Origin of the sequence: Streptomyces sp. NPDC050625, assembly GCF_040654755.1 — a bacterium.
Taxonomy (GTDB): Bacteria; Actinomycetota; Actinomycetes; order Streptomycetales; family Streptomycetaceae; genus Streptomyces.
Map to the genome: position 1 here is coordinate 139,894 of NZ_JBFAIQ010000018.1, position 22,167 is coordinate 162,060.

Genomic DNA, 22,167 nt, shown 5'->3' on the forward strand with positions numbered 1-22,167 from the left:
GGTCACCCCACCTTCAGGGACACGGTCGCGCCCTGAGCGCGGCCGAACTGGAGAAGGACCCTTTGCACCTCGCGGCCGACAGCGACCGGATCCATGGCTTCGTGCACGTCGACCTGCACGTTGTAGATCGTGCCCCCGCCCCCGCCCGCCACGGCGGCCCGGCCGAGGACGGGCTGCGTGGCGGCCACCCGCCCGGACACGACATCCAGGGCGCGGTCAAGGTGCGGCATCGCATCGACGAGACCGCGCGCGAGGCCTTGTGTGGAGTAGGAGCCGAGCTGCGCCATCACCGTGCTGGGGCTCTTGATCCCGAGGGCCTTCTTGATCGCCTTCTGCATGGACCGGGCGATCTTGAGCATCAGGTTCTCGATGTTCTTCTGCTGGCCCTCCAGACCCTTGAGGAACCCACGCCCGGCGTTCTTGCCCGAGTCGTACAGGATGTCGGCGCCCGACCGCCCGAGGGAGGTGGTTGCCTTGTCGATAGCTGACTGGGTCTTGTTCACCGACGCCAGCGTCGCCTTGTCGGCGCCCGCCAGCGCGGACGCGTAGGCGTAGCCGGCCTCCGGCCCCATGTCGAGGATCTGCCTGATGAGACCCTTGTTCAGGCCCCGCTTGGCCAGCATGGAGACGTAGCGGGCGAACTGCTGGATCCGGGCGAGCTTGGATTGCAGCCCGCCCTTGATGCCGCCCGCGGTGACCTCGTCGGCGTCCATGCCGAGGTTGGACAGGGCCGCCGAGTCACGTGCGGTCTTCGTGGTGTCGGCTGCGTACTTCTTCGCCTCGGCGATCTTCGCGGCGATCTTGTCCCGCTGGGCGGCGTAGTCCAGCAGCTTCTTGGTCTGCTTGTCGACCATGCGCAGCAGCGAGGATTCCCGGCGCCCGGAGAACGCGGTCTTGATGTCGTTCGCCAGGTCACGCGCCGTGGACTTGATCTTGTCGCGGGAACCGGTGAGCCCCTCGATGAAGCCCTTCGCCACGTCCGTCGCCAGCGCGCGCGTCTTCTTGCTGGGACTGGCGATCTGCAGCTCACCCTTGACCCCGAGGGTGACCGCCGCGGCCATCTGCGCGGCGGCCGACTGCACGACGCCGAGAGAGCCGAGCAGGCCCGCGGCGAGCCCTCGCCCGGCGTCCGCGCCGGCCCCGTTGTAGCGGCCGGAGTTGATGGAGTCGAGCAGGCCCGTGCCGTACTTCGACACGGCGGACGCCCGCACGACGTACTCGCCGTTCGACAGCATGGCCGGGATGCTGTCCGACGTCGCCGACCCAGCACCACGTATCAGGCCGGGCATGCCACCGCCCGCCAGCCGGACCGGGCCACCCCGCCACTGGTGGAAGCGAGGCGACGCGTGCGACTCGGAGCGCACGGTGTTGACGTAGGTCGTCGCGACTTGCCCGTTGAGCTGGCTCAGCAGCCGCTGCACGAAGCTGAGCTTCCCGCTCGCCTGGTCCTGCGCCCGGACCGTGGCTGCCTTCTTCTGCTTCAGACCGTCGAGCCGCGCCTGAGCCGTCGCGACCGCGATCTCCAGCTGCGCCTTGTCCGCGCCGACCGCTGTCTTCCGCTTTTGTTTCAGGGAGTCGACACGCGCCTGAGCGGTCTTGATCTTCGAGTCGAGGTCGCTGATCTCGCCCTTGAACTTGATGTCGGTGGGCATCCGCTTGGCGGCCTCCGAGTAGCCATCGATCTTGTCGATGGCGTCCTGGAACGACTTGTTCGTGCCGGTCCGGAGGTCTTCGGCCGCCTTGGCCGCGTCGCGGAAGTAGTGGCCGACGCCCGGCAGCTTGCCGAACATGCCGTTCGCGCCCTCGACCAGGGCGACCATCGCCGAGAGTGCGCCCTGGGTGAGGCCCTGGAAGCCGAGCAGGATCAGCTTCGCCTGCGTGAGCACCACCTGGGCGACGCCGGACATCACCTGGGATGCGATCTCCCGGAAGCGCTGGGACTTCTCCCACGCGGTCACGAACGCCGCCGACAGGCCGATGACCGCCAGCGCTGCGAGCGTCACCGGGTTGGCGTTCAGCAGCGCCAGGGCGGCGCCGATACCCATCGCCGCGACCTTGACCGCGAGCAGGCCACCGGCGATCGTGGCGAGCGCATCCGGAGGCAGCCAGCGGATGAACTTCGCCGCGCCCTCGGCGATGTCGACCCACGCGCCGGTGATCGGCCGCAGCGCGTCATACAGGTTCAGCGCGGCACTGGCCAGGTTCGCCAAGGACCCGCCGCCCGTGGCAGCGATGTCCATGAACCTCTTGAAGCCATCGCTGTCCCCGAGGCCCTTGCCCCACTTGGCGAACGCCTCACTGCCCGCCTCCAGGCCGCCAGTGAATTTGTCGCTGGTGGGCAGGAACGCGTCGATGATCCCGCCCAGTCCGATGAACACGTTCTTGCCCGTGTTCAGCAGGTCGGGCAGGGTCTTCTTCGCGGCCTGGTTGATGCGGTCGAGGAAGCCCTTGAGGCCCTTGCCGTCGAGGCCGTCCATGAAGTCGGACAGCGCGTGCGACGCAGTCTTCACCAGCGGCGTCAGGTACGGCAAAGCCTTGCGTGCCCCGTCCAAGCCCTTGGTGAAGATGGGCATCGTGTCCTTGGCCAGGGACGCCGACCACTTCTCGTGCGCTGTCTTCAGCTTCGCCAGCGCCAGGGAGGCGTCCGCGGTCGCCTTCGGCATCCCCTTGGTCTGCCGTTCATACGCCTTCTCGGCGTCGGCGGCCGCCAGCCTTGACGAGGTGTAGGCCGACTGCGCCTTCTTCGCAAGGTCGGAGCCCTTGGCCGCCAGCTGGTCCGCGAGCTGCTTCTTGCGGGCCATGTTCTCTTGCGCGTCCGCCAACTTCTTCGCGGCGGCCGCATTGTTCGTCATCAGCTTGATCTGCGGTTGGATCGCAACGCCGAACGCGGCCGCGGCCCCGCCGGCGGAAGCGAACCCGGCGACGGCCGCACCCGCCATGGCGGTGATCGCGGCAGCCATCGGGCCGGCGCCGGCCGTACCCGCGAGCGCCGCCATGCGGAGCCGCTTCTCCAGCGTCCCCGCGGACCGGCCCGCCCGGTCGAGTGCCTGGGAGAGGTTGTCGCGGCCTTCCAGGGTGAAACGAAGGCGCCGGTCAGCCATCCCTGTTCGCCTCCTCCTGCTGTCGCTGGTAGTCGTCGATCCACGCGATGGCCCGCTCGAACTGGTCGAGGGTCAGGCGCTCGATCTCCCACGGGCGGATGTGCAGGAGGTTGGCGAGCAGCGGCTCGTAGGTCAGGCGGCGGTGGGCGATGCTTCGTCGCCCGAGGCTTTTGGGACCTGCTCAGGGTCGTCGGCCGTGTGTTCCGCGGTCTCGGCGGCGTCCAGGGCGGCGTCGGCCTCGTCGAGCTCGGCGAGGATCCCCGCCCGCTCCTCCTCGGTCAGGTCCTCGTCTGTCTCGATGTTCGCGCGGATCACGGCACGCTCGTCTGCGTCGTACTCGAAGCCGAGCTCCCCGGCGGCCGGATCGAACTGCGTGTAGCGCAGGGCGGGCTGGGAGCGCTTGAGCAGCACCCAGGCGATCGCGCGCAGCGCCAGCATGCTGCCCTTGACGACCTTGCTGCGGGCCGTGGCCCAGTCCAGGTCCGTGACCCGCTCGACGGCCTCCGCCTCGGTGGCCAGGATCCGCGCGGTCTTCAGGTCCCAGCGGTGCGTCTGGCCGTCTTCCGGCGCGTAGACGATGATCATGCGTTGCTCCGTTGCTCCATGAATTGCGTGTCAGTCCAGGCGGCGGATCACGTCATCGATGACCCGCTCCACTTCGCGCGCCATGCGCTCCTGGTGGTCCCTGATCGGGCGGTCCCACCACAGCGGCGTCGCGTTCTGCTGGGCCCACCTGCGTTTGTTTCCGAACACGGGGTGCCTGAGCCTGCCTTCGTTCAGCCGGTCCAGGACGCCCATCGGGATGTCCGGGGGCAGCAGCCCTTTGTCGACCCAGATCCGGGCGCCCGGGTTGCCGGTGTTGCGCACCGAGATGCGGATGGCCTCGGCGATCGATGCCCGCAGCGGGCGGGTGGTCGGACTCGGGCCGCCGCGCTTGCCGGCGCCGCGGCCCTGCGAGCTGATGTCCAGATGGCGGATCGAGTCCTGCAGGTCGTCGCGCAGCGGCTCCGCAGCCCGGCGGATACGCCGCTGCATCGACTGCCGGATGTTCTCGTGCCCGGCCCGACGCAGCCGTTTCTGCAGCTCCAGCAGCTGGCCGGTGCCGGTGATCCGTACATCGCGCACGACTCACCTCACAGGGTGACGTCCGTCGACAGGTATTCGATCTTCGGCAGGTTGGTGCCGTCATAGAGCGCGGTGTAGGTGAAAGTGGGCTTGATGACCCCGAAGCCGTCCACGACGGGCGGGCCCTCGTCGAGCTTCACCGCGGGCAGCGTGATCCGGAACGTCTCGAAGTACGTCGACGCGATCAGCGGGCCAACGAACTCCCACACGAGGCTGGTTGCCCCGTCGGAGGTGTGCAGGTCGTCCAGCGTGGTGGCGACGTAGTCCGTCTCCAGCGAACCCGTGATTTTGACCTGGTCGTTCTCGATCGGTTCTTTCTTCAGGGCCGCCTGGTTCGCGTAGAACCGCTCGACGTCCTGGGGCCTCTCGATCTTGCAGGAGACCTTGCGGATGCCGTCCAGCGCAGTCTCTGCGCCGAAGGTGCCCGTCTTCAGCGCCATCTGCCCGAAGTGGAACGGCGACATGTTCGAGTAGCTGGCGACTGCCAGCGTCTGGCCCTCGTCGCTGTCCCGGCCGTCGATCTCGAAGCTGCCGGTGAGCATCTCGCCCATGCCGCACGCGAATTCACCCGAGGTGAGCTTGCAGCCCAGAAAGGTCTTGTCGGTCACCGTGCCGCTGGTCAACGGCACGCCCTTCTGGATCGTGAGGCTCTTGCCGGCCACGCTCGCCAGCGTGTGAGTCTGCAGGTACGCGGCCGTCGCCGCCTGCTGCACGGGAGTGACCGTCGTCCCCATCAGGGTCTGAAGGATCAGCCCCATCCCCTTGTTGGAGATCTCCATGTCGAACGACCCGGAGACCTCCTTGCGGGTGACGACGCGCCGGGAGGAAAGGGGCATCAGACGGCCGGCCGCGATGCCCGCGCTCTGGGCGGTGGTCTTCTTGAGACCGAGGCTCTCCTTGGTGAACTCGATGAACTTCGTGGGCGCCACGAACGTGCCGTAGCTGCTCTCGGCTGCGATGCCGAGCTGGGCGCCGAGTCCGGATCCGATCGCCATGGATCAGCCCTCCTTCTGCGGCGCCTTGGCCGCGGTCTTCTTCGCCGCGGCCTTGCCGGGCTCCTCGACGGACTCCCACGTGCCGGGCTGGCACACGTAGCCCTCGAACCGTTCGTCCGGGACCTCGACGACCTCGTCGGGCTCGACGACCCGGCTTCCGAGCTCGGGCACGGTGACTGGCTCCGGCCCGATGAAGCGCACACGCGCCATGGCTGTTCTCCCTTGCTGATTGGTCAGATACGGGCCTGGCAGGTCACCGTGAAGGCCAGCCCGGCGAGGCTGCCTTCGGCCTGCACTTGGGTCAGGTCGCCTGCGGTCAGGTGCGCCCACAGCACCGCGCCGCCAAGGGTCGGCGCCTCGGGCGCGACGTTCGTGGCGCGGAGCGCCGTCTCCACCTCGCCGACGAGCGCGAACACCTCGTCGCGTCGGGACTTCATGTCCTTGTCCCCAGCGCGGGCCTCGGCGTAGCAGGAGACCGAGAACATCTCGTCGCGCGTCCTGGCGCCGGCACTGTTGAAGGCCTGCTCAAGCGACACGGCACTATCGGCGCCCGGCTGCCATCCGACATACACACGCCTCAGTTGCGTGTAGTTCATGGCGGACGGGCCGTCGATGATGGCCACCTCGGCGAGGGCGGGTGCGGCCCGCAGGATCGCCAGCAGCGCATCCACGGCCGCGGGCACGCGGGACGTCATCATGCGAAACCTCCCGGCTGCCGGTCGGGCTGCAGCAGCTGCAGCGCACGGTTGGGGATCGCGTAGCCGAAACCGGGCACCTGCTCGGTGACGGAGAAGTCGTCAGCGGCCGACGGGCCGCGGGCGGCGCCGTACTGGGTGCGCCACAGGTGCTGCAGGATCAGCTTCCCGGCGAGGCTCACGTTCGGCCGGACCGCGGTCCGGCCCGCCGTGTACGTCACCCGGTAGGTGCCGGAGTAGAACCACAGGCCGTCCGTGCGGCGCACGATGCCCGTCTCGGCATCGACGTCCAGGACCTGCACCGGGACGTCCAGCTGCCAGGCCTGCACGGCCGCGACAGAGCTGATCGCCAATACCGGCGTGGTGTGCAGCACCCAGGCCGCGCAGTCCCCGGACAGGACTTGCTGCACCGTGCGCTGCACGACCGGGCCGACGAAGTACTCCACCGCCGCTGTGGTGGCGGCGATGTAGTCGAGGATCTCCTCGTCGTCGCCGGTCGAGGCAGCCGGGATGTCCAGCTGCCCCTTGGCGTCCGCGAGGGAGAACAGCATCGGCGGCGCGGCCGGGCGGACGTCGAGCACGTCCGTCGAGGCGCCGGCGTTGGCGCCCGTGGCCAGCCACCGCACCTGGTGCAGTCCGGCCTGCACCGTCTGGTAGGCGTGGGTATAACTGCCCGTCGAGGCCGGCGCCACCGGGTCCACGACCGTCGTGGTGCCATCGGGCAGCGTGACGGTCAGCCGCATGTTCCCGGCGTTGGCCGGCGCCCCGTTGGCGTCCTTCACGCTCGTGCTCAGCGGGACGACCGCGCCCAGGTCGTAGCTCATCGGGCCCCCTCACCAAGGACGTTGTGCGGGCAGAGCCCGGCCCGGCGGCCACGCTGGAGCGGGCACGGCCCCCGGGCCGGAGATGGACAGCGCCCTACTTGGACGGGGGCTTGGCGGTACGCCGCGGCTTGGACTCGACGGCTCGCTCCTGGCCAGCGCCCAGGGCGCCCCGGATGCGGCGAGCCTCTTCGGTCGCCTCACCGGCCAGGGCGTCCTGGCCCTGCTCGGTGTGCTGCTTCGCCTGCTCGTCCAGGCCGGCCGCCTGCTCCTCGAGCTCGCCCCGCACCCGGGAGATCTCGGCCCGGACCTCGTCCGCGGCCTCCGCCCGTGTGCCGCGGCGCGGCCCGTTCTCGCAGTTCGCGAGCTCGTTCTCGAGCCCGCGCAGTTCGGCAATGCGATCGTGCATCGCGCTCTCCGTTCCAAACGGCGCAGGCCCGCCCGGATGGACGGGCCTGCGAGAGGGGGTGGGATCAGTAGCCGGACGGCGCGATCAGGCCGGTGCCGGAGATGACGGAGATGGTCTCCGGCCGCCGGTCGGGCATGAACGCCGCGTAGTTGTAGACCTGCAGCCGCACCTGCAGCGTGTTGGACAGGACCTCCTGCAGCACGCGGGTGCGCATTGCGCCCTCCCACAGGTACAGGTCCGAGGTGCGCATCGCTGCGATGCGGTCCTCGTTGGTGCCCGCGCCGAGGTTCGCCGGGATGTTGCCGTCGGCCAGCAGCGGGAAGTTGAGGATCCGCCCGACCGGGCCCTCGACGTCGCCGCCGGTCTGCAGGGCCAGCGGGTTGAAGGGGGCGTTGGTCTCCGGGAGGATGAACGGCCGGTTCTGCGAGTCGAGCTGAGAGGCCATCCAGAACCAGCGCGACGGGGTCAGGAAGACCGCGGTCGGCATCATCTTGCGGTTCTTCGCCGACAGCGACAGCGCCTGCATCGCCGGTGCGTACAGCTCGGGCAGCGTCGGCGTCGCGTCGGTGTACGTGACCGCGTTGATGCCGGAGACGTTCAGAACGCCCTTGAGCTGGCCGGAGCTACCGGAGCCGTTCCAGCACTGGGTGTCCAGGCGCTGGTTGTAGTCGGCGATCAGGTCGGCGAACACGATCTCGTCGAACGCCACGGGGCTCTGGTCGAGCAGCTGGATCGCGATGTCCTGCTGACCGGCGATCGTGCGCACCGGCGCGGTCACGAACGTGTCCGTCATGTCCGTGGAGGTGACGGCCGCGGCGTCCGCGGTCTGCACGCCGGTCGCCGTACCGGTGGCCACCTTCGGCACGTTCACCGAGTCAGTGCCGGCCGGGAGCGGCAGGTTCTGCACGGTGTTGGCGAAAGTGCGGCCGAAGCGCGGCAGGTCGATGTACTGGTCGACCAGCCACAGCGGCGGCACGAAGTAACCGCCCTGCCCGTCGGTGCGGTTGGGGTTGACTCGCTTCTCGAACACGCTGCCCCGGTCGACGGCGCGCAGCTCCTTCTCCGCCAGCTCGGAGCGCCGCTTCTCCCGCTTGGGCATCTCGACGTCGAGCTCCTGCGAGTGGCGACGCAGGCGGTCCTGCGCGGCTGTGACGCCGCCGTCGCCGTCGCCGCGGCCGAGCTGGGCGCGGACGACGTCGAGGAAGTACGAGTGCTTGGTGCCGCGCTCGTAGGTGCGCGGCTCGGAGATGACCTGGACGGACGGGCTGGGCTCGGGGGTGTTCTGCCCGTACTGGGCGCGCAGCTGGGCCGCCTTCTTGCCGCGCTCCTCGACCTCCTCGAGCTCGGCGACACGAGCCTCGACGGTCTCGATCTCGCCGTCCTTGGCCTTGATGGCGTCGCGCTTCTCGGCGAACGCCTTGTCTTCGGCCTCGGTCAGGTTGCGCTTCTCCGCGGTCGGCGCCTTGAGGACCTCGTCGAGTTCGGTCTTCAGCGCGGCCCGCTGCTCGAGCAGCTCCTGCAGCTGCTTGCGCAGGAATGCGAGCATGGCTCACTCCTTCATTCGGTGATGGGGATGGGGTCGCGCCCGCGAACCGTCCGGGTGGTGCCCCAGGTGGTGGCGCGCCGAGGCGCGCTCCGGCGTGGGGTCCGGCGCGTCAGGTGATGCAGGCGAGTGTGGCTACAGGGCGAGGGCCTCGGCCTGAGCCAGGTACAGCGACAGCGGATGCCCGGCCGGCGGCTCGGGCTCCACGGGCGGCGCAAGACGGCGCTGCAGGCGCTCCAGGAGCGTGCGGGCGTCGTCCTCGCCGAGCTTGTCGAAGTCGGCCGCCCGCAGCGCGGGGGCGACAGAAGTGGCGGGGTTGGCCCCAAAGTTGACGACGCTGACATCGCCGCGGTGCAGGTCGACCTCGAGGATGTCCCGCTGGTCGTAGTCGGGGGACCACATCTGCCGGGTCACCCGGAACGCGAACGACATCTCGTCGACGCTGCCGTCCTCGAGGGCCAGCAGCATGTCCTGCACGTCGGAGCGGGCGGCCGTGACGTCCGCCTCCATGTGTAGGCCGGTCTCGTCCTCCGCCAGGCGCAGGCTGCCAGCCTTGGTGTACGCCATCGCCAGGCCGCCATGGTTCAGCAGCAGCTGCACCTGCGGGTTCTCGCCCAGCGTCTTGGCGAACGCCCCGGCACGCACGACCTCGAAGTACGAGCCGAGCCAGTCCCACATCTCGTAGGGCTCCTCGACCACCGACGCGTACCCGCTGATCGTGGACACCCCGGACGCGCCGGCCTTCGCGCGCACCTCGAGCTGCACCGGGTAGGCGCGGTGCAGCACTCCGGTGGCCTTGGCACGCTCACTCTTGTCTGCCATCAGTCGCCTCCCATCGGGCTGATCTGAACCTTCGACGGCGAAGGCGGCGGCGCGGTGGGCTTGTCGCCCCACTCCACGGGACCCTGGTCTTCCTGGTCGCGGACTTCGTTGACCGTCTCCCACTGGTTCTGCAGGGCCAGCGTGTGCGCCTTGAACCGGGTCAGCAGGTCCGTGCGGACCAGAGCCTTGCGGTCGAACTTCAACTCGCCGACCGGCAGCAGCTTGGACAGGGCGCGCTCGATGCGCACCAGCCACGGGTCAACGGCGTAGGTGAGCAGGTCCAGGGAGCGCTGCTCGATGTTGCTGTAGGTCAGCGAGCCGCCTGTCTCGTAGCCGAAGATCTCGGCGAAGCCGGGGCCGAAGATGCGGCAGCACTCGGCGGCCGTGTAGTTGTTCGTCTCCAGGAACTGCGACTCGTTCGGGGCGATCTGGATCTGCTGGTACTTCCAGCCGCCGCCGAGCACGGCGGGCTCTCGACGGCCGTGCACGGCCGCCATGAACCGCTGCTTCGCGGTGTTGGCCTGCTTCTGGTCGAGCTCCCGCTCCGACGTCAGGATGCCCGAGGGGTGGCCGCCCTCCCGGAACCACTGGTAGCCGAACTGCAGCGCGGCGATGCCGGTGCTGATCGTCGTGGCCTGCAGGCCGATCGGCGAGAGACCCATGAGCCGGCCGGGCGCGGGGTGCACACGCCGGTGCCACACCTGGTCGGTGTCGACCTTCTTGCCGTTGATCGTCCACTGCGGCATGCCGTCCTGATCGGGCACCACGTGCACCAGGTCCGGATGCTGCAGCACGATCTGCCGGGGCGTGCCGCGCAGCGGATCCCGCGCTCCGATGAGGCCGGTCGTGTTGCCGCGCAGCATCGCCGAATACACGTACTGGTACAGCCAGTCGGGCAGTCCATGGCCGTCGCCGCCCAGGTCCGCCATCCACTCCGGCAGCGGCTGGGGATCCCGCGGCCGCGGCAGGTAGAAGGTGGGCAGCACCTCCGCCATCGTGGCGACCAGGTTCACACACGACCACACGGCGACCTTCTGCAGACTCGCCTCGGTCTGCGACAGGTTGACCTGCGCGTAGCTTGAGGTGCCGCCGCCCGCCTGCGAGTTCGGCGGGATCGGCGGACTGGGGAACATCGCGCGCCGCTCACGGCGCCCCAGGAGGTAACTCATTCAGGCCCCCTCCGGGTGGCGCGATCGGCGACCTGGTCGGCCAGCAGCAGCGCCCCGGCCGTCAGGAACCCGGCAGGCGGCCACGCCAGCCACGCCCCGAACGACACCAGCACCCACCCCAGCAGCACCGGCCACGCGCGCCACACGGCGCCTACAGCTGCGCCGACAGGCGCCGCGAGGCGGACCGTCAGCGACTCCCTGCCGGGCATGAGCGCCCCCCTTCACCAGATGTTGTTCATCGGGTCCGACACCTCTTCGACCACAGCCCCCAGGCCCCACTTGGCCAGCGTGGCGGCGACCAGCGGGCTGATGTCCACGCCCACCGTCCGCCGCGCCCACGCCCACGCATCTCCCAGCGGACGCTTCTGCGCGCCCGCCAGCGCGGACGCCATGGGCGCCTGGTCCAGGTGGGACAGGCTCTGCTCCGTGACCGCGTCGTAGAACTGACCGCAGGCTGCGGCGACTTCCCGCGACTTGGGCGAGACGATCTCCACACCGAGCCGCTCCGCCAGGTCGGCGATGAGCGACCCGGCCGGGCCGCCGGCATCCACGACCCAGCACCGCGGCTTCCACTTCTCGTGCAGCTCGGCCGCGCGGTCGAGGATCCAGCCCGTGCCCGGCCGGTGGTCGACGACCTCGACGTGCGTGCCGCCGCGCCACTCTCCGGCCACGCAGATCGCCGCATGGCTGCGCTCGGGGGTCATGTCGATGGCGAAGGACACCGGATCGCTGGGGGAGCTGTCAGCGGCCGCCAGGGCCCGCCATGCTTCCTCGCCGATGACCTGCCAGGTGTCGGCCTCGTCGGACGGGTAGTCGCCCACGCCGAGTCGCTCCCGTTCGAAGATGCCGCTGGAGCCGAGGGACGCCCGTTCGTTGCGGACGAACTCCGGCGTGATCAGGTGGCCCAGGGACGGGTTCGCCTTGGCCCACGACGCGAGGTCGTCCGGGTCGTCGTGCGCGGTGCAGCCCGGCGGGCACTCGTCCACGTGCGGGTCCACCGACCACTCGAAGTAGGCCAGCGACGGGTCCGGGGTGCCGGACTCCAGCGCGGCCAGCGCGCGGCGCCGCAGCCGGGCCAGCTGCACGGACGGCGAGCCGATACCGGCGCTGCCCATGTACCAGAGCTGCGGGTTCTCGACGGCGGACATCGTCGGCATCAGCGCGCCCATCGCGTCGTCGCCCAGGATCATGTCCTCGTCCAAGATGTTGCAGTCGCCGGTCCAGCCGCGGCCGGAGCCGCCCGAGCGGGCGATGAACTGCAACGACTCCCCGGTGACCAGCGTGATCGACGTCTCCGTCGTGTTGCACAACATCCGCTTGACGCGTTTCCGCAGGTCAGGGCACCCGAGGATCAGGGACTGGATCCGCTGGAACGCGACCCGGCTCGTCTTGAACTCGTGAGCCGAGTGGATGATCAGCCGCTCCCGCAGCAGGAACAGCCCGGCCAGCTCGCGGGCCTCGATGATCCCGCCCTTGCCGTTCTGCCTCGGGACGTTGACCGCGACCTCGAACGCCGACCACTTGCGGTCCGACCGCTCGCGCATCCCGACGTCCAGGACGTGCTGCTGCCACGGGAACAGGTCCAGCCCGGCGAGCCTCGCCAGCTCGACGGCCTCCTGCCCGGCCGACGACAGGAACGCCGGCGGCGCCGTGAACAGCCGCGGCGTCTGCAGGCCCGTGGCCACCTCAGAGGCGGCGAGCACGGACACGGCGTTCCTCCCCCTGCTTGGCGAGCTTGTCGACCCCGTCGTCCTGCTGGTCGACCGGGGCCAGCTTCCGGAGGGTCTCCATCACGGCCCGTAGCTCGCGCCCCGCGTTCGCCTTCGCGGTGGGGCCGCCCTTCTCATCGAGCGACTCGGCCAGGGTGAGGGCGAGTTGCGCGAGGCCGGGCGCGATGCCGCCGACGCGCAGCTGATCAATTTCGGCGGAGGTCGCTTCGACGTTCTTACTCATGATCACCCCCGAGTCGTCACAGAGCGTCACGTCACGCAGGGTGACCGCCCGCTAAATCGCTGGAGTTCGCTCCGGCGGATTAGCGAGTACAGGCCCCGTGTAAAAAATCGGGCGACAAGGGCGTTTGGGTCGCCCGGGAAGGCCACCAAAAACTGGGTCGGCCACCCGCGTCGATCATGCTCACCATGCCCGTGACGACTGCGGCATGGCCCCGGGTGCGGCGGCCGGCCGTTGCCGGTACCAGCGGGTGACCACTCTCTGCATGTCGGGGTCGCGCATGGCTGCTACGCGTTGCATGATCACGTCGCGCCCTGGGTCGACGGTGACGATGCGTGCGTCGAGCCGCTTGTACTTGGCCATGGCCTTGCGGCTGGGCATGGTGTGGATCAGGTAGACGTCGACCTTGTCACGCAGTGCGAACGCCTCGTCCATGGCTGCGTACCTGGCGCGGTGGGCGACGCGCAGCTGCAGCGGGTCCTGGTTCCAGCTCGGGGCGCCGGGGCCGGAGAGCGCGCGGGTGATCAGGTCCAGGTCGATGACGATGTCACGGGCCGTAGCGTGCGCCTGGATCCACGAGCTCTTGCCTGCGGCCGGTGGTCCGGTGACGACGATGAGCACGGCGCGTCACCACCTGCGCGAGGCTCGCACGGGCTGAGCTGTGGGCGTCCGGTCGCCCTTGCGGCTGTTGCATCGCCGGTGTGCGGGGCGGGCGTTGGCGGGGTCGAGCAGGAGGTCGGGGCGCTTGGACACGGGCACTTCGTGGTCGAGGGTGAAGCTGAGTGGGTGGCGGGCGTCCAGCTCGTAGCCGATCTCGTGGCCGCAGAGCCAGCATGGGAGGCGTTGGGCTCGGAGCCAGGCGCACAGCCTGCGGTAGGGGCGCCCGTTGCGGGGGTTGCCGGCCACGGGCGCCACCTCCCTTACGGCTGGGCGGTCTCCAGGTCCTTGACGGCGTCGTCGAGGCCCTCGCGCAGCTTCTTGTCCATGATCTCGCCGGTGATCTTCTCCAGCGTCTTCTTGTCGAGGCCGATGCATGCGGGGGGCGGGTCCTGCATCCCTGGGTCGCGGCCGGCGGCTCGCTCGGCGTCGTAGCGGTCCCAGCCTCGTTCGAGGGCGGTCTTGCAGGCCGCCGCGCTGGGTTGGTTGTCGCGGGTGGTGGTGGCGATGGCTCCACCGATGCCGAAGGCTGCGGCGGCCGCGGCGGTGGTCCAGATGGCCCACTTGGTCCAGTTGAACTGTCTGGGCGGCTGCGGCGGTGGCTGGTGCGGGTACGGCTGGCTCATGGTCCCCCCAAGGCCGTTGAGGCGCTGAGGGGTCATCATGCGGCTTGTGGGGGTGGCGTGGAGGGCGTGTGGCCGTCCTGTGACCCGACGGGCTGTGGGCACGACGAAGCCCCGGCCGGGGGGACCGCGCCGGGGCTCCGTCGTGTGTCTGTGGTGCCGTGTGAGGGCACAGTTGTACACCGAGATCGTTACACGCTGTCTGACCTGCGGTCAAGCAGCTGAGCGCTCGGTGCGCTTGGCGAGGAGGGCGGCGACGTCCTCGGCCGCGTACAGGGGGTGGCGTTCGGTGCCGGCCGTCCGGCGGAGCTGGCCGCGGTGGACGATCAGGCGGACGCTGGCGGGCTTGATGCCGAGGGCTCTGGCGACGTCGCGGGTGCCGTAGTAGCCGGGCGGGGTGTCCTCGGTGTGCATGAGCCCATGATGCGGCAGTGAGTGAGGCTGCGGCGGACGCCGGAGAGGCCGCCTGCGGGGGTCAGGCTGACCCTCACAAGCGGCCCCACTGCCTCACTTGATCGCCGTTTGCGCTGATCAACGCCAGTGAGGCGGGGCAGTGATCCCCTGAGTGGAAAGTCACTGCCCACTGCCGGGTCACTGAGCCTCGGCGAGCTCCTCCGCGCGCTGTTCGAGGGCCCGCTGGACGCTCTCCAGGCGCACGACGGGGTAGCCGTCGAGGACGCCGGTGTCCTCGCCGTACTCGGCGAGCAGGGCCTTGAGGCGGGCGCCGGTCCAGTGCTCGTACACGGCGTGGTTGCGGGCCTTGAGCCGGTGCAGGACCTCGGTGGTGCGCACGCGCTTCTCGGCGCCGACGACGGCCGCCAGGTCGGCGAGGTGGTCGACGTCCTGGGCGACCTCCAGCTGATGGACGGTGGCCACGCCGCCCTCGCGCAGCTGGCGGGCGCGGTCGGCGATCTCCCCCGCGGTGTCGGTGTCGATGAAGTGGGTGCGGACAGTGATGGACGGCTCGCCGGCGGGGACGTCGATGCCGTCGCCGGCGACGACGAGCGTGCCCTTGTCGAGGCCCTGGCGCAGGAGGTGCGGGGCGGCGCCGGCGTTCACGGCCTTGTCGCCGAGCGCCATCTTGGCCTGGGACTCGGTGCCGACGACGAGGGAGGCGCGGATGTGGGCGCCCTCGCGGACGAGCTTGGGCAGGTTCTCGTCGGTGGGGTCCTGGGTGCCCTGCCAGAGGGTGACGGAGACGGCGCGGCCCTGGTTGTGGAGGCGGCGGCAGGCCATGAAGTAGCGGCTGGTGGCCTTCTTGCCGCCGTAGGGCCGTCCGTCGTCGCCCTTGAGGGGGTTCATGAACGCGACCTGGGCTTCGTCGACGATGACGACGAGTGGGTCGTGGACGGTGCCGGGCGGGTCCTGGAGGCGGCGCTCCATCTCGGTGACGGCGGCCTCGACCATCTCGGTGACGGAGCAGGCGTGTTCGTCGGTGGGGCCTTGGATGAGGAGCTTGGCGATGCCTTCGAACATGGCCCAGTCGCCGACGCCCTTGAGGTCGCCGATCCAGAACTCGACGGCGGGGTCGAAGGCGAGCCAGAGGGCGATGGCGCGCAGGGAGGCGGTCTTGCCCTGGTTGGACAGGCCGGTCATGAGCAGGTGCCGCTGGTAGACGGTGAGGCTGGCGGCGTCGCCGCGCAGGGACTGGCCCCAGGGTGCGCGGCCGGTCTTGTAGTTGGCGGTGGTGTCGGGGTCGGTGACGAGCGGGGATGGGCCGATGGGCTCGTCGAGGGCGCCGCTGTCGGCGATCCACAGGCGGACGGTGCGGGCCGCTTGCGGGATGGTGATGAACACCTCGTGTTCGTGCCGGTTGAGGTTCTCGGCGAGCTTGCGCCGCTTGGCCTGGATCTCCTCGGTGGAGACGCCGGAGGGCAGGGTGACGTCGAGCTCGACGCCGCATCCGGCGATCTTGATGGGGGACAGCATGGCGGCGCCGACGTCGCCCATCGCCTCGATGGACTTCCGGAGCGGGGAGATGCCGAGGTCGCGGAAGGCGGTGACGACGATGGACGGGGTGATGGGGCCGCCGAGGTCGCGGGCCTGGGCGGGCAGCGCCCACTGGGGTGCGGTGTGGCGGTGGCGTCCGACGGCCCAGACGGCGGCGAGGCCGATCCAGGGGGCGGCGAACAGGAACGGGTCCCAGACGATGCCCGCGATGAACGCGACCCAGCGGACCAGGTCGACGACGGTCTCGGTGGGAGTGAGGACGTCGTGGACGTCGTGGTTGGCCCAGGCGAGGAGGATGCCGAGCATGAGGAGGATCCCGCCGGTGCCGACTGTGGCGGAGGCGACGGCCTTGGGCGCGTTGAGGGCCAGCTGCAGGAGGTCCATACGCCTCTTGTGGCGGGCGGCACGGAAGGCATTGCCGCGGGCCTCCCACTCCTTGACCTCGTCGAGGAGTCCAGCGGCCTCGGCGGCGCGGATCATCCGCTCGTACCGGGACGCGGTGCGACCGTCCCAGGCACGTCGGGCGGTGACGCGGGTGCCGCCGGCGATGTAACTGGTGTGGCGGACGGCGAGGCGCCATCCGATCTGTACGCGTTCGTCGGCGAGCGCGGCCTTGGCGATCCGCTGGTAGCGGGCGCGGCGCCGCTCAGGACGCGTCGAGGACGCCTCGGCGGTGGGCGCGTCCTGGGCGTCCTGGCGCGCGTCCTCTGGCGGTTTGATCAGGGTGACGGTCATGCTGGGCTCTCCGGTCGTTCGTTGGGCGGTCCGGGGCCCGGGGACGGCGCCTGCTTGGTCGTGGTGCCGCCGTCCCCGGGGTGTTACTTCTTGCGTCCGCGGGCGTCCTCGCGGGCCTGGGCCTGCTCGCGGATGCGCTCGACCTGGCGCTCAAGGGCCTTGGTGGGCTTGCCGTAGGCGCGGCGGCGTTCGATACGCAGTCCGAGGGCGATCACGGCGGCCATCTCGCGGGCGTTGTGCGGGTCGTGGGGCGTGAGCGCCATCAGTCCTCCAGCAGCGCGGCGAGGTCGGTGTAGGTGCGGGAGACGTCCGCCCACGCCGAGCCGGCCGCGGCGTACCGCTCCGTCTTGTGGTGGCGGTCGAGGCTGTTCACGGCGCGCTCGGCCTCCTCGGCCAGCTTCTTGGCCTTGGCGGCGGCCTCGCGGGCCTCGGTGAGGGCCTGGTCGCGGGTCATGGTCACTTCCCCTTCTGGGCGTCGCGCCAGATCTGGCGCAGGATCACGAAGCAGCCGGTCGCGCAGCACGCGGCGATGGCCACGGCGAGGAAGCCGAGGGCCAGGCCGATGCCGCCGACGCAGACGGCGCAGCCGATGGCCAGCCACTCGCCGGCGCTGCGGCCGGGCTTGTGCTGGTGCTGACAGACCTGCTGCTGGGAGGGCTGTTGCTGTACGGCCTGCTGCGCGGCGAGGACCGCGGCGACGATCCGGGCGACGTCGGTGTTCTCGGCGGCCTCCCGCGCGGCGGCCTCGGCCTTCTCCAGTGCGTCGCTCATCGCGCCCAACTCCGGATCCGGGGCAGGTACGGGCGGGCGGCGAGGCCGGCGGCGAACGCGACGACGAGCGGCTTGGACAGGAGCGCGGCCGCCACCGTGATGACGACGGCGAGGAGGGGCGGGTACAGGAGGAGGAGCCCGAGCAGGGCGCCGAGGAGGAGCCAGCGCATCACGCGTATCCGCCTTCCATGGGCTTGGCCGGGGTCTCGGGCTGGGGCTTCTTGGCGGCCCGTGAGAGGGCGGTGCGGATGTAGGGCTCGGTGACGACGAGGCGCCGGTGCCGGGCGATGTGCTCGGCGATGTCGCGGGCGGATGCGTCCGGTCCGAGGATGGATGCGGCTTCGGCGACGGCGCCCGCTACGTCGACCGGTTCCAGCTCGTTGACCTGCGGTGCATCAGCCGCATCAGGTCGATGCACCTCGTACTCGGGTGGGCGGGTGCCGAGGACCAGGGCGACGGCGACGGGGTCCACGTGGACGTCGTAGGTGCCGAGGATCGCGGCGAGTTCGGCCGGGGGTGCATCAGGTCGCGCATCAGCGGCGAACCGGATGGCATCCGCCGGGTCCATGTCGGCGAAGCGGGCCCGCAAGACGTCCGTCGCGGAGCCGGACCGGGGCTGCTCGGCGGGACTTACTTCCTTCGAGGAAGTCTGTCCGCCGTACATGGATGCGAGGGCCGCATCAGCTCCGTCGCGGACGCGGACGCGCTGGACGTCGACGAGGCCGGCGCCGAGCTCGGTGTCGCCCACGCCGACGTAGCGGGCGAGGCGCCAGTAGCGGCGGACGGCCCACTTGGCCTTGCGCTCGCTCGGGTGGCCCTCGGCGACGGCGCGGTGGAAAGCCAGCTGCCGCGCCACGTCGGCGTTGCGGCGTACCACCTCGGCGTCCGTGCCGGTGCGGTAGACGACGATGCGGCGGGCGATCAGGCCGAGGCCTTCGGCGGCTCCGCTCATGGCGAGCGGGGTGACCGCGTACACGACGGCGTCCGTGCGGTTGGTGGCCACGGACAGGCCGGTGAAGCAGGCGCTGAGGGGGGCCAGCCACAGCCCGGCGCGGATCACGGCGGGCGCGGACTGGCCGAGCATCGTCAGCCCGAGCATGGTGAGGGCGAGGATCAGGGTGAGGCCCTCGCCAGCGGCCACGACGCCGGCGGCGGTCGCCTGCCGGTGGAAGGCGGCCATCACGTTGCTGTAGGTGCCCCAGGCGCCGAAACCTCCGACGGCGGCCATGACGACGGCGGCCGTGCCGAGGACGGAGGCCTGCCCCTTGGTGAGGTTGCGGGAGGTCATCGCTTCCCGTCCTCTCGGAACGTGGCGTACTCGCCGGGCGGATAGACGTAGACGGACAGGGCGCCCTCGGCGGCCACCGCGGCAGCGCCGAGGGCGGCGACCGTGGCGGCCGTACCGGTGTGGCCGTGGTTCGATGCGGCCTGTGCGAGCACGGAGGCGGCCGTCGTGGCGCGGCGGGGTGCCGCCGGTTCGCCGTCGCTGGTGGTCGCCGCGCTGTAGACGGCGTCTCGGATGCGGTCTCGGATGCTCACTGGGCACCTCCGCGGACGCGCTCCAGTTCGGTGGCGAGTTGGTCGAGGACGTCGCAGTGGGCGCGGACGAGGTTGGTGAAGGAGCGGACGCCGTCGGGGTCGCAGCTGAGGGTGTCGGCGCCGACGTTGATGGCGAGGATGGGCTGGGGCTCGGGGGCGAGTTCGCCGTAGGGGGCGTGGGAGATCCAGGCGGTGAGGAACTTGGCGGGCCCGCGGCGGAGGTCGATGCGGGCGGAGACCTCGGGGCCGTTGTGGGTGAGGTCGGGCCGGAACTGGGCGTGGTCGTCGCGGTGACCGACGCACCAGTCGGGCTCCTCGATCTCCAGCGGCTTGGTGACGAGGAGGTTGACGGTCACGGTGCGGGGCTCGGTGCTCACGGGCGCTCGCCCCGCTTGACCCATGCGTAGGGGAGCGTGGTGGCGGCGGCCTTGAAGGTGCGGATGGCTGCGCCTTCGGAGGCGTGCGGCAGGGCGTAGACGCGGCCGCCGTCGAGGGAGGCGAGGAGCCGCGCGCCGTGGTGCTCGCACCCGCTGGCGCCCGCGTTCTCGCGGTCGAGGATGGTGACGGCGACCGGGCCGACGCACGGGGTGGGGTCTTCGGGGTGCGCGGCCGGGCACCGGAGTGCGGGCGGCTGCGTGCCGGTCACCTGCTGCTGGGACTCGGCGCCGAGTGCCCGGAGGAGGAGCCTCAAGGCTTCCCGGAGCGAGGGGATCTGGTCGCTGTCGAGCAGCTGCTGGGCCACGCTGATGGCGACCTCAAGGTCGCTCGGCTCGGCGGGCCAGGTGGTGTTGTCCGCGCATGCGGACATGGAGTTGGTCATCGCGCACCACCGGAGTTGCTCACCGTGCGGATGCGAGCCTTCCCGCACGCCCGGCAGTACCGCCCCTTGCTGTTGGTGCCGGTGTTCTCGGGCGTGTACTCGTGGCCCTGCGGGCAGTGCGTCTTCCGGGCGTTCCTTCCGGCCACGGTTCGGCGCGAGCGCAGCAGATTCTCCTGCGCGGTGACAGGCTCCAGGTGGAGAGGGTTCACGCACCGCCTGTGCAGGCAGGAGATGCCGCCCGGGCAGCCGTCGTCCGCCGTGTGACAGGTGTGATCGAGATGGGCGCCCGGCGGGATCGGCGCGACCAGCAGCTCGTAGGCCGCCCGGTGGGCCGAGGTCCGCTTCTTGGCTGAGATCGTGAAGCAGCCGTAGCCGGTGTTCTTGTGGATGTTGCCGGTGTAGATCCAGCAGCCGCCGTGCCCGGGCGTCACCTTCGTCAGGAGGCGAGCCAGCGCGGGGCGTGGACGGCGGGCCGGTTCGGCGAAGGCCGCGTTGATCAGAGCGCGCGTGCGCGCGCTAATGTGCTGGTTGTCCATGAGGAGCTCTGATCTCTCTCGTGGGAAGTGGTGGTCCCCGGCGGGCGGTAGGGTCGCCTAGCCGGGGGCGGCCCGCTGTACGGGCCTATTCGGTTGTGGTCGGGCGATCGGGCGGGAGTAGGGTTCCCGTTCCGTAGTCGCGGATGGATCTTCTGACTGCGCTGACGTCGATCCCGACTTCTCGGGCGACAGCCGACTTGCTGCCGAGTTCTCGGACGCCCTCTTCGAACGCTGCCGCTCGTCTTCGGGCGCTGGCCGCGATCTCTGCCTGCAGGTCCTGCTGCCGCCGGTTCTCGGCAGCAACGCGCTCGCGCCAATTGGGAGTTGGCACGCAGACCAGCGTACTAGGACCCAGTGTCCTAGGCAACGCATTCACGCGGTCTTCCTGGACTGGCGGCCGCGCTCCCGGGCGTCCTCGACGAGGCGTATCGCCTCGCCCAAGTGCCGGACACAGATCTTGAGTTCCGCGTTCGGGTCGACCGCTTCGGCCGTGCACTGAACGCCGCGCCCGGACAGGACCCGGCAGGTGACGATGCGGTCAGGCATCAGACGTCTCCCTCGGCTGGTAGTGCAGGAGCAGCAGCAGGTCCTGCTCGCTGCTGTAGACGCAGTGGCACCAGTCGCACACGAGCCTGGTCTGGCCCTGCCGGTGGCGGATCACGGCGCCGCAGATCACGCCGGAGGAGTCGACCGCCACGCACTGCCCGATCCGACGGCCCCGCTCCGGCAGCGCGCCGACGATCGAGAGCGCGGCGCGCTCCATCTCCCTTATCTCCCGAGCGAGATCACCGGCCGCCGGGTACGCGGCGGCGATCCATTCCAGGTTGGAGTGGAGGGAGCGGGCGGCCCGCTTGACGCGGTCCTCGATGCTGCCGGTGATGGCCGGTTCGCCCCAGCCGCGGGCCTCCTGGACGGCGGACAGCCATCCCTCGACGACCAGCGCGATACCGCTGTACCGCAAGTCCAAGACGGCCTCGTTGACGGGCAGGGTGGCGGCCGCGTGGCCGCTGGAGACGCGTTCGCCGCCCGCGTGGCCCGCCGGGGCGAGGAACGCCCCGAGGGCCTTGTACGCGACGGGCAGACGCTCCAGGCGGTCGCCGAGTGCGCGGGCGTCCCCGGGGCACAGGTAGCCGTGCTCCAGCTGGCGCTCGCACAGCCCGCAGGATGCGGTCACGTCGCCGCCCTTTCCTCTGCGGCCTTCAGCTTGGCCTCGGCCGCACGGACGGCCCTGCGGTCGCGGCGGTCGTCGAGCAGGCCGAAGACCATCTGCAGCAAAAGCATGAAGTCCATGCCCGCGGTGAGACCGAGGGCGAACATTTGGATGTCGTGGTTGCTCACGTCGATCTCCCGGGCCTAGAAGGGGGGCTCGTCGGAGTAGCCGGCGCCCTGCGCGGCGGGCTGCTGCTGGGCGGGCGGGTTGCCCCAGCCGCCGCCCTGCTGCTGGCCGTTGGCGGGCTTGGCCCCGGCCCAAGGGTCCGGACTAGCTCCGCCCCCTTGCCGCTGGCCGCCGCCCGCCGGGTTCTTCTCGACCTTGGCCGTGGCCCGGGTGAGGCTCGGCCCGACCTCGTCGACGTCGAGCTCGTAGACCGTGCGCTTGATGCCCTGCCCGTCCTCGTAGGAGCGCTGCTTGAGGCGGCCCTGGACGATGACACGCAGGCCGCGGGCGAGGGACTCGGCGACGTTCTCGGCGGCCTGCCGCCACACCGAGCAGGTCAAAAACAGGGTCTCGCCGTCCTCCCACTGGTTGGTGGTCTTGTTGAACTGCCGCGGGGTCGACGCGATGCGGAACTTGGCGACGGCCACGCCAGCCGGAGTGAAGCGGAGTTCGGGATCGTCGACCAGATTGCCGACGACGGTGATCACGGTCTCGCCTGCCATGGCGGACTCCTTCGACATGAGACAGGGG

General features: G+C 70.5%; 32 protein-coding genes. All 32 read right to left on the reverse strand.

Annotated features, from left to right (window positions below):
• Nucleotides 1-2: 2 nt before the first annotated feature.
• Nucleotides 3-3,101, reverse strand: a complete 3,099-nt coding sequence (locus tag AB0I54_RS31660; protein WP_363299629.1) for a hypothetical protein — start codon at nt 3,099-3,101, stop codon at nt 3-5.
• Between the two features lie 132 nt (nt 3,102-3,233).
• Nucleotides 3,234-3,686: a hypothetical protein gene (locus AB0I54_RS31665; protein ID WP_363299630.1), complete on the reverse strand. Its 453-nt coding sequence runs from the start codon at nt 3,684-3,686 to the stop codon at nt 3,234-3,236.
• 30 nt (nt 3,687-3,716) lie between these two features.
• Nucleotides 3,717-4,226 carry a hypothetical protein gene (locus AB0I54_RS31670; RefSeq protein ID WP_363299631.1) on the reverse strand — a complete coding sequence of 170 codons (510 nt, stop codon included), beginning with the start codon at nt 4,224-4,226 and terminating at the stop codon, nt 3,717-3,719.
• Between the two features lie 8 nt (nt 4,227-4,234).
• On the reverse strand, nt 4,235-5,221 hold the full coding sequence (locus tag AB0I54_RS31675; protein ID WP_363299632.1) for a phage tail tube protein: 987 nt from the start codon (nt 5,219-5,221) through the stop codon (nt 4,235-4,237).
• Nucleotides 5,222-5,224: 3 nt separating this feature from the next.
• Entirely contained in the window at nt 5,225-5,431 is a 207-nt protein-coding gene (locus tag AB0I54_RS31680) for a hypothetical protein (protein ID WP_363299633.1), read from the reverse strand.
• A gap of 23 nt (nt 5,432-5,454) precedes the next feature.
• Nucleotides 5,455-5,919, reverse strand: a complete 465-nt coding sequence (locus AB0I54_RS31685) for a hypothetical protein (RefSeq protein ID WP_363299634.1) — start codon at nt 5,917-5,919, stop codon at nt 5,455-5,457.
• Nucleotides 5,916-6,740, reverse strand: coding sequence for a hypothetical protein (locus AB0I54_RS31690; protein WP_363299636.1), 825 nt, complete (start codon nt 6,738-6,740; stop codon nt 5,916-5,918). Before AB0I54_RS31690 ends, AB0I54_RS31685 begins: the two co-directional genes overlap by 4 nt.
• Nucleotides 6,741-6,834: 94 nt before the next feature.
• Nucleotides 6,835-7,146 carry a hypothetical protein gene (locus AB0I54_RS31695; RefSeq protein WP_363299637.1) on the reverse strand — a complete coding sequence of 104 codons (312 nt, stop codon included), beginning with the start codon at nt 7,144-7,146 and terminating at the stop codon, nt 6,835-6,837.
• A 64-nt stretch (nt 7,147-7,210) separates the two neighbouring features.
• Nucleotides 7,211-8,692: a phage major capsid protein gene (locus AB0I54_RS31700; RefSeq protein ID WP_363299638.1), complete on the reverse strand. Its 1,482-nt coding sequence runs from the start codon at nt 8,690-8,692 to the stop codon at nt 7,211-7,213.
• 132 nt (nt 8,693-8,824) lie between these two features.
• Entirely contained in the window at nt 8,825-9,511 is a 687-nt protein-coding gene (locus AB0I54_RS31705) for an HK97 family phage prohead protease (protein ID WP_363299639.1), read from the reverse strand.
• Nucleotides 9,511-10,680: a phage portal protein gene (locus tag AB0I54_RS31710; RefSeq protein WP_363299640.1), complete on the reverse strand. Its 1,170-nt coding sequence runs from the start codon at nt 10,678-10,680 to the stop codon at nt 9,511-9,513. The genes AB0I54_RS31705 and AB0I54_RS31710 overlap by 1 nt, the downstream gene beginning before the upstream one ends.
• Entirely contained in the window at nt 10,677-10,889 is a 213-nt protein-coding gene (locus tag AB0I54_RS31715; protein WP_363299641.1) for a hypothetical protein, read from the reverse strand. The genes AB0I54_RS31710 and AB0I54_RS31715 overlap by 4 nt, the downstream gene beginning before the upstream one ends.
• Before the next feature lie 12 nt (nt 10,890-10,901).
• Nucleotides 10,902-12,383 (reverse strand): terminase, encoded by a 1,482-nt coding sequence (locus AB0I54_RS31720; RefSeq protein ID WP_363299642.1) that lies wholly within the window; start codon nt 12,381-12,383, stop codon nt 10,902-10,904.
• Nucleotides 12,367-12,633: a hypothetical protein gene (locus AB0I54_RS31725; RefSeq protein ID WP_363299644.1), complete on the reverse strand. Its 267-nt coding sequence runs from the start codon at nt 12,631-12,633 to the stop codon at nt 12,367-12,369. The genes AB0I54_RS31720 and AB0I54_RS31725 overlap by 17 nt, the downstream gene beginning before the upstream one ends.
• Nucleotides 12,634-12,813: 180 nt before the next feature.
• Nucleotides 12,814-13,251, reverse strand: a complete 438-nt coding sequence (locus tag AB0I54_RS31730; RefSeq protein ID WP_363299645.1) for an AAA family ATPase — start codon at nt 13,249-13,251, stop codon at nt 12,814-12,816.
• Nucleotides 13,252-13,257: 6 nt separating this feature from the next.
• A complete protein-coding gene (locus AB0I54_RS31735; RefSeq protein ID WP_363299646.1) occupies nt 13,258-13,536 on the reverse strand; it encodes an HNH endonuclease in 279 nt (92 codons plus the stop codon).
• A gap of 14 nt (nt 13,537-13,550) precedes the next feature.
• On the reverse strand, nt 13,551-13,913 hold the full coding sequence (locus AB0I54_RS31740) for a hypothetical protein (protein ID WP_363299647.1): 363 nt from the start codon (nt 13,911-13,913) through the stop codon (nt 13,551-13,553).
• Between the two features lie 210 nt (nt 13,914-14,123).
• A complete protein-coding gene (locus AB0I54_RS31745) occupies nt 14,124-14,324 on the reverse strand; it encodes a hypothetical protein (protein WP_363299648.1) in 201 nt (66 codons plus the stop codon).
• Nucleotides 14,325-14,501: 177 nt separating this feature from the next.
• Nucleotides 14,502-16,595, reverse strand: coding sequence for an ATP-binding protein (locus tag AB0I54_RS31750; RefSeq protein WP_363299649.1), 2,094 nt, complete (start codon nt 16,593-16,595; stop codon nt 14,502-14,504).
• Nucleotides 16,596-16,678: 83 nt separating this feature from the next.
• A complete protein-coding gene (locus tag AB0I54_RS31755) occupies nt 16,679-16,858 on the reverse strand; it encodes a hypothetical protein (protein WP_363299650.1) in 180 nt (59 codons plus the stop codon).
• Nucleotides 16,858-17,049 carry a hypothetical protein gene (locus AB0I54_RS31760; RefSeq protein ID WP_363299651.1) on the reverse strand — a complete coding sequence of 64 codons (192 nt, stop codon included), beginning with the start codon at nt 17,047-17,049 and terminating at the stop codon, nt 16,858-16,860. Before AB0I54_RS31760 ends, AB0I54_RS31755 begins: the two co-directional genes overlap by 1 nt.
• Before the next feature lie 2 nt (nt 17,050-17,051).
• Nucleotides 17,052-17,366 carry a hypothetical protein gene (locus tag AB0I54_RS31765; RefSeq protein ID WP_363299652.1) on the reverse strand — a complete coding sequence of 105 codons (315 nt, stop codon included), beginning with the start codon at nt 17,364-17,366 and terminating at the stop codon, nt 17,052-17,054.
• Nucleotides 17,363-17,539, reverse strand: coding sequence for a hypothetical protein (locus tag AB0I54_RS31770; protein ID WP_363299701.1), 177 nt, complete (start codon nt 17,537-17,539; stop codon nt 17,363-17,365). The genes AB0I54_RS31765 and AB0I54_RS31770 overlap by 4 nt, the downstream gene beginning before the upstream one ends.
• The gene (locus AB0I54_RS31775) at nt 17,536-18,654 is read right to left on the reverse strand and encodes a conjugal transfer protein (RefSeq protein WP_363299653.1); all 1,119 of its coding nucleotides are present in this window, start codon (nt 18,652-18,654) and stop codon (nt 17,536-17,538) included. Before AB0I54_RS31775 ends, AB0I54_RS31770 begins: the two co-directional genes overlap by 4 nt.
• On the reverse strand, nt 18,651-18,905 hold the full coding sequence (locus tag AB0I54_RS31780; protein ID WP_363299654.1) for a hypothetical protein: 255 nt from the start codon (nt 18,903-18,905) through the stop codon (nt 18,651-18,653). Before AB0I54_RS31780 ends, AB0I54_RS31775 begins: the two co-directional genes overlap by 4 nt.
• Nucleotides 18,902-19,282, reverse strand: coding sequence for a hypothetical protein (locus tag AB0I54_RS31785; protein WP_363299655.1), 381 nt, complete (start codon nt 19,280-19,282; stop codon nt 18,902-18,904). The genes AB0I54_RS31780 and AB0I54_RS31785 overlap by 4 nt, the downstream gene beginning before the upstream one ends.
• Entirely contained in the window at nt 19,279-19,725 is a 447-nt protein-coding gene (locus AB0I54_RS31790; RefSeq protein ID WP_363299656.1) for a hypothetical protein, read from the reverse strand. The genes AB0I54_RS31785 and AB0I54_RS31790 overlap by 4 nt, the downstream gene beginning before the upstream one ends.
• Complete coding sequence (locus AB0I54_RS31795) at nt 19,722-20,261, reverse strand: hypothetical protein (protein WP_363299657.1); 540 nt, start codon at nt 20,259-20,261, stop codon at nt 19,722-19,724. Before AB0I54_RS31795 ends, AB0I54_RS31790 begins: the two co-directional genes overlap by 4 nt.
• Before the next feature lie 372 nt (nt 20,262-20,633).
• On the reverse strand, nt 20,634-20,807 hold the full coding sequence (locus AB0I54_RS31800; RefSeq protein ID WP_363299658.1) for a hypothetical protein: 174 nt from the start codon (nt 20,805-20,807) through the stop codon (nt 20,634-20,636).
• Nucleotides 20,800-21,435, reverse strand: a complete 636-nt coding sequence (locus AB0I54_RS31805) for a hypothetical protein (RefSeq protein WP_363299659.1) — start codon at nt 21,433-21,435, stop codon at nt 20,800-20,802. Before AB0I54_RS31805 ends, AB0I54_RS31800 begins: the two co-directional genes overlap by 8 nt.
• Entirely contained in the window at nt 21,432-21,599 is a 168-nt protein-coding gene (locus AB0I54_RS31810; RefSeq protein ID WP_363299660.1) for a hypothetical protein, read from the reverse strand. The genes AB0I54_RS31805 and AB0I54_RS31810 overlap by 4 nt, the downstream gene beginning before the upstream one ends.
• Nucleotides 21,600-21,614: 15 nt before the next feature.
• On the reverse strand, nt 21,615-22,139 hold the full coding sequence (locus AB0I54_RS31815) for a single-stranded DNA-binding protein (RefSeq protein WP_363299661.1): 525 nt from the start codon (nt 22,137-22,139) through the stop codon (nt 21,615-21,617).
• Between the last annotated feature and the right edge of the window lie 28 nt (nt 22,140-22,167).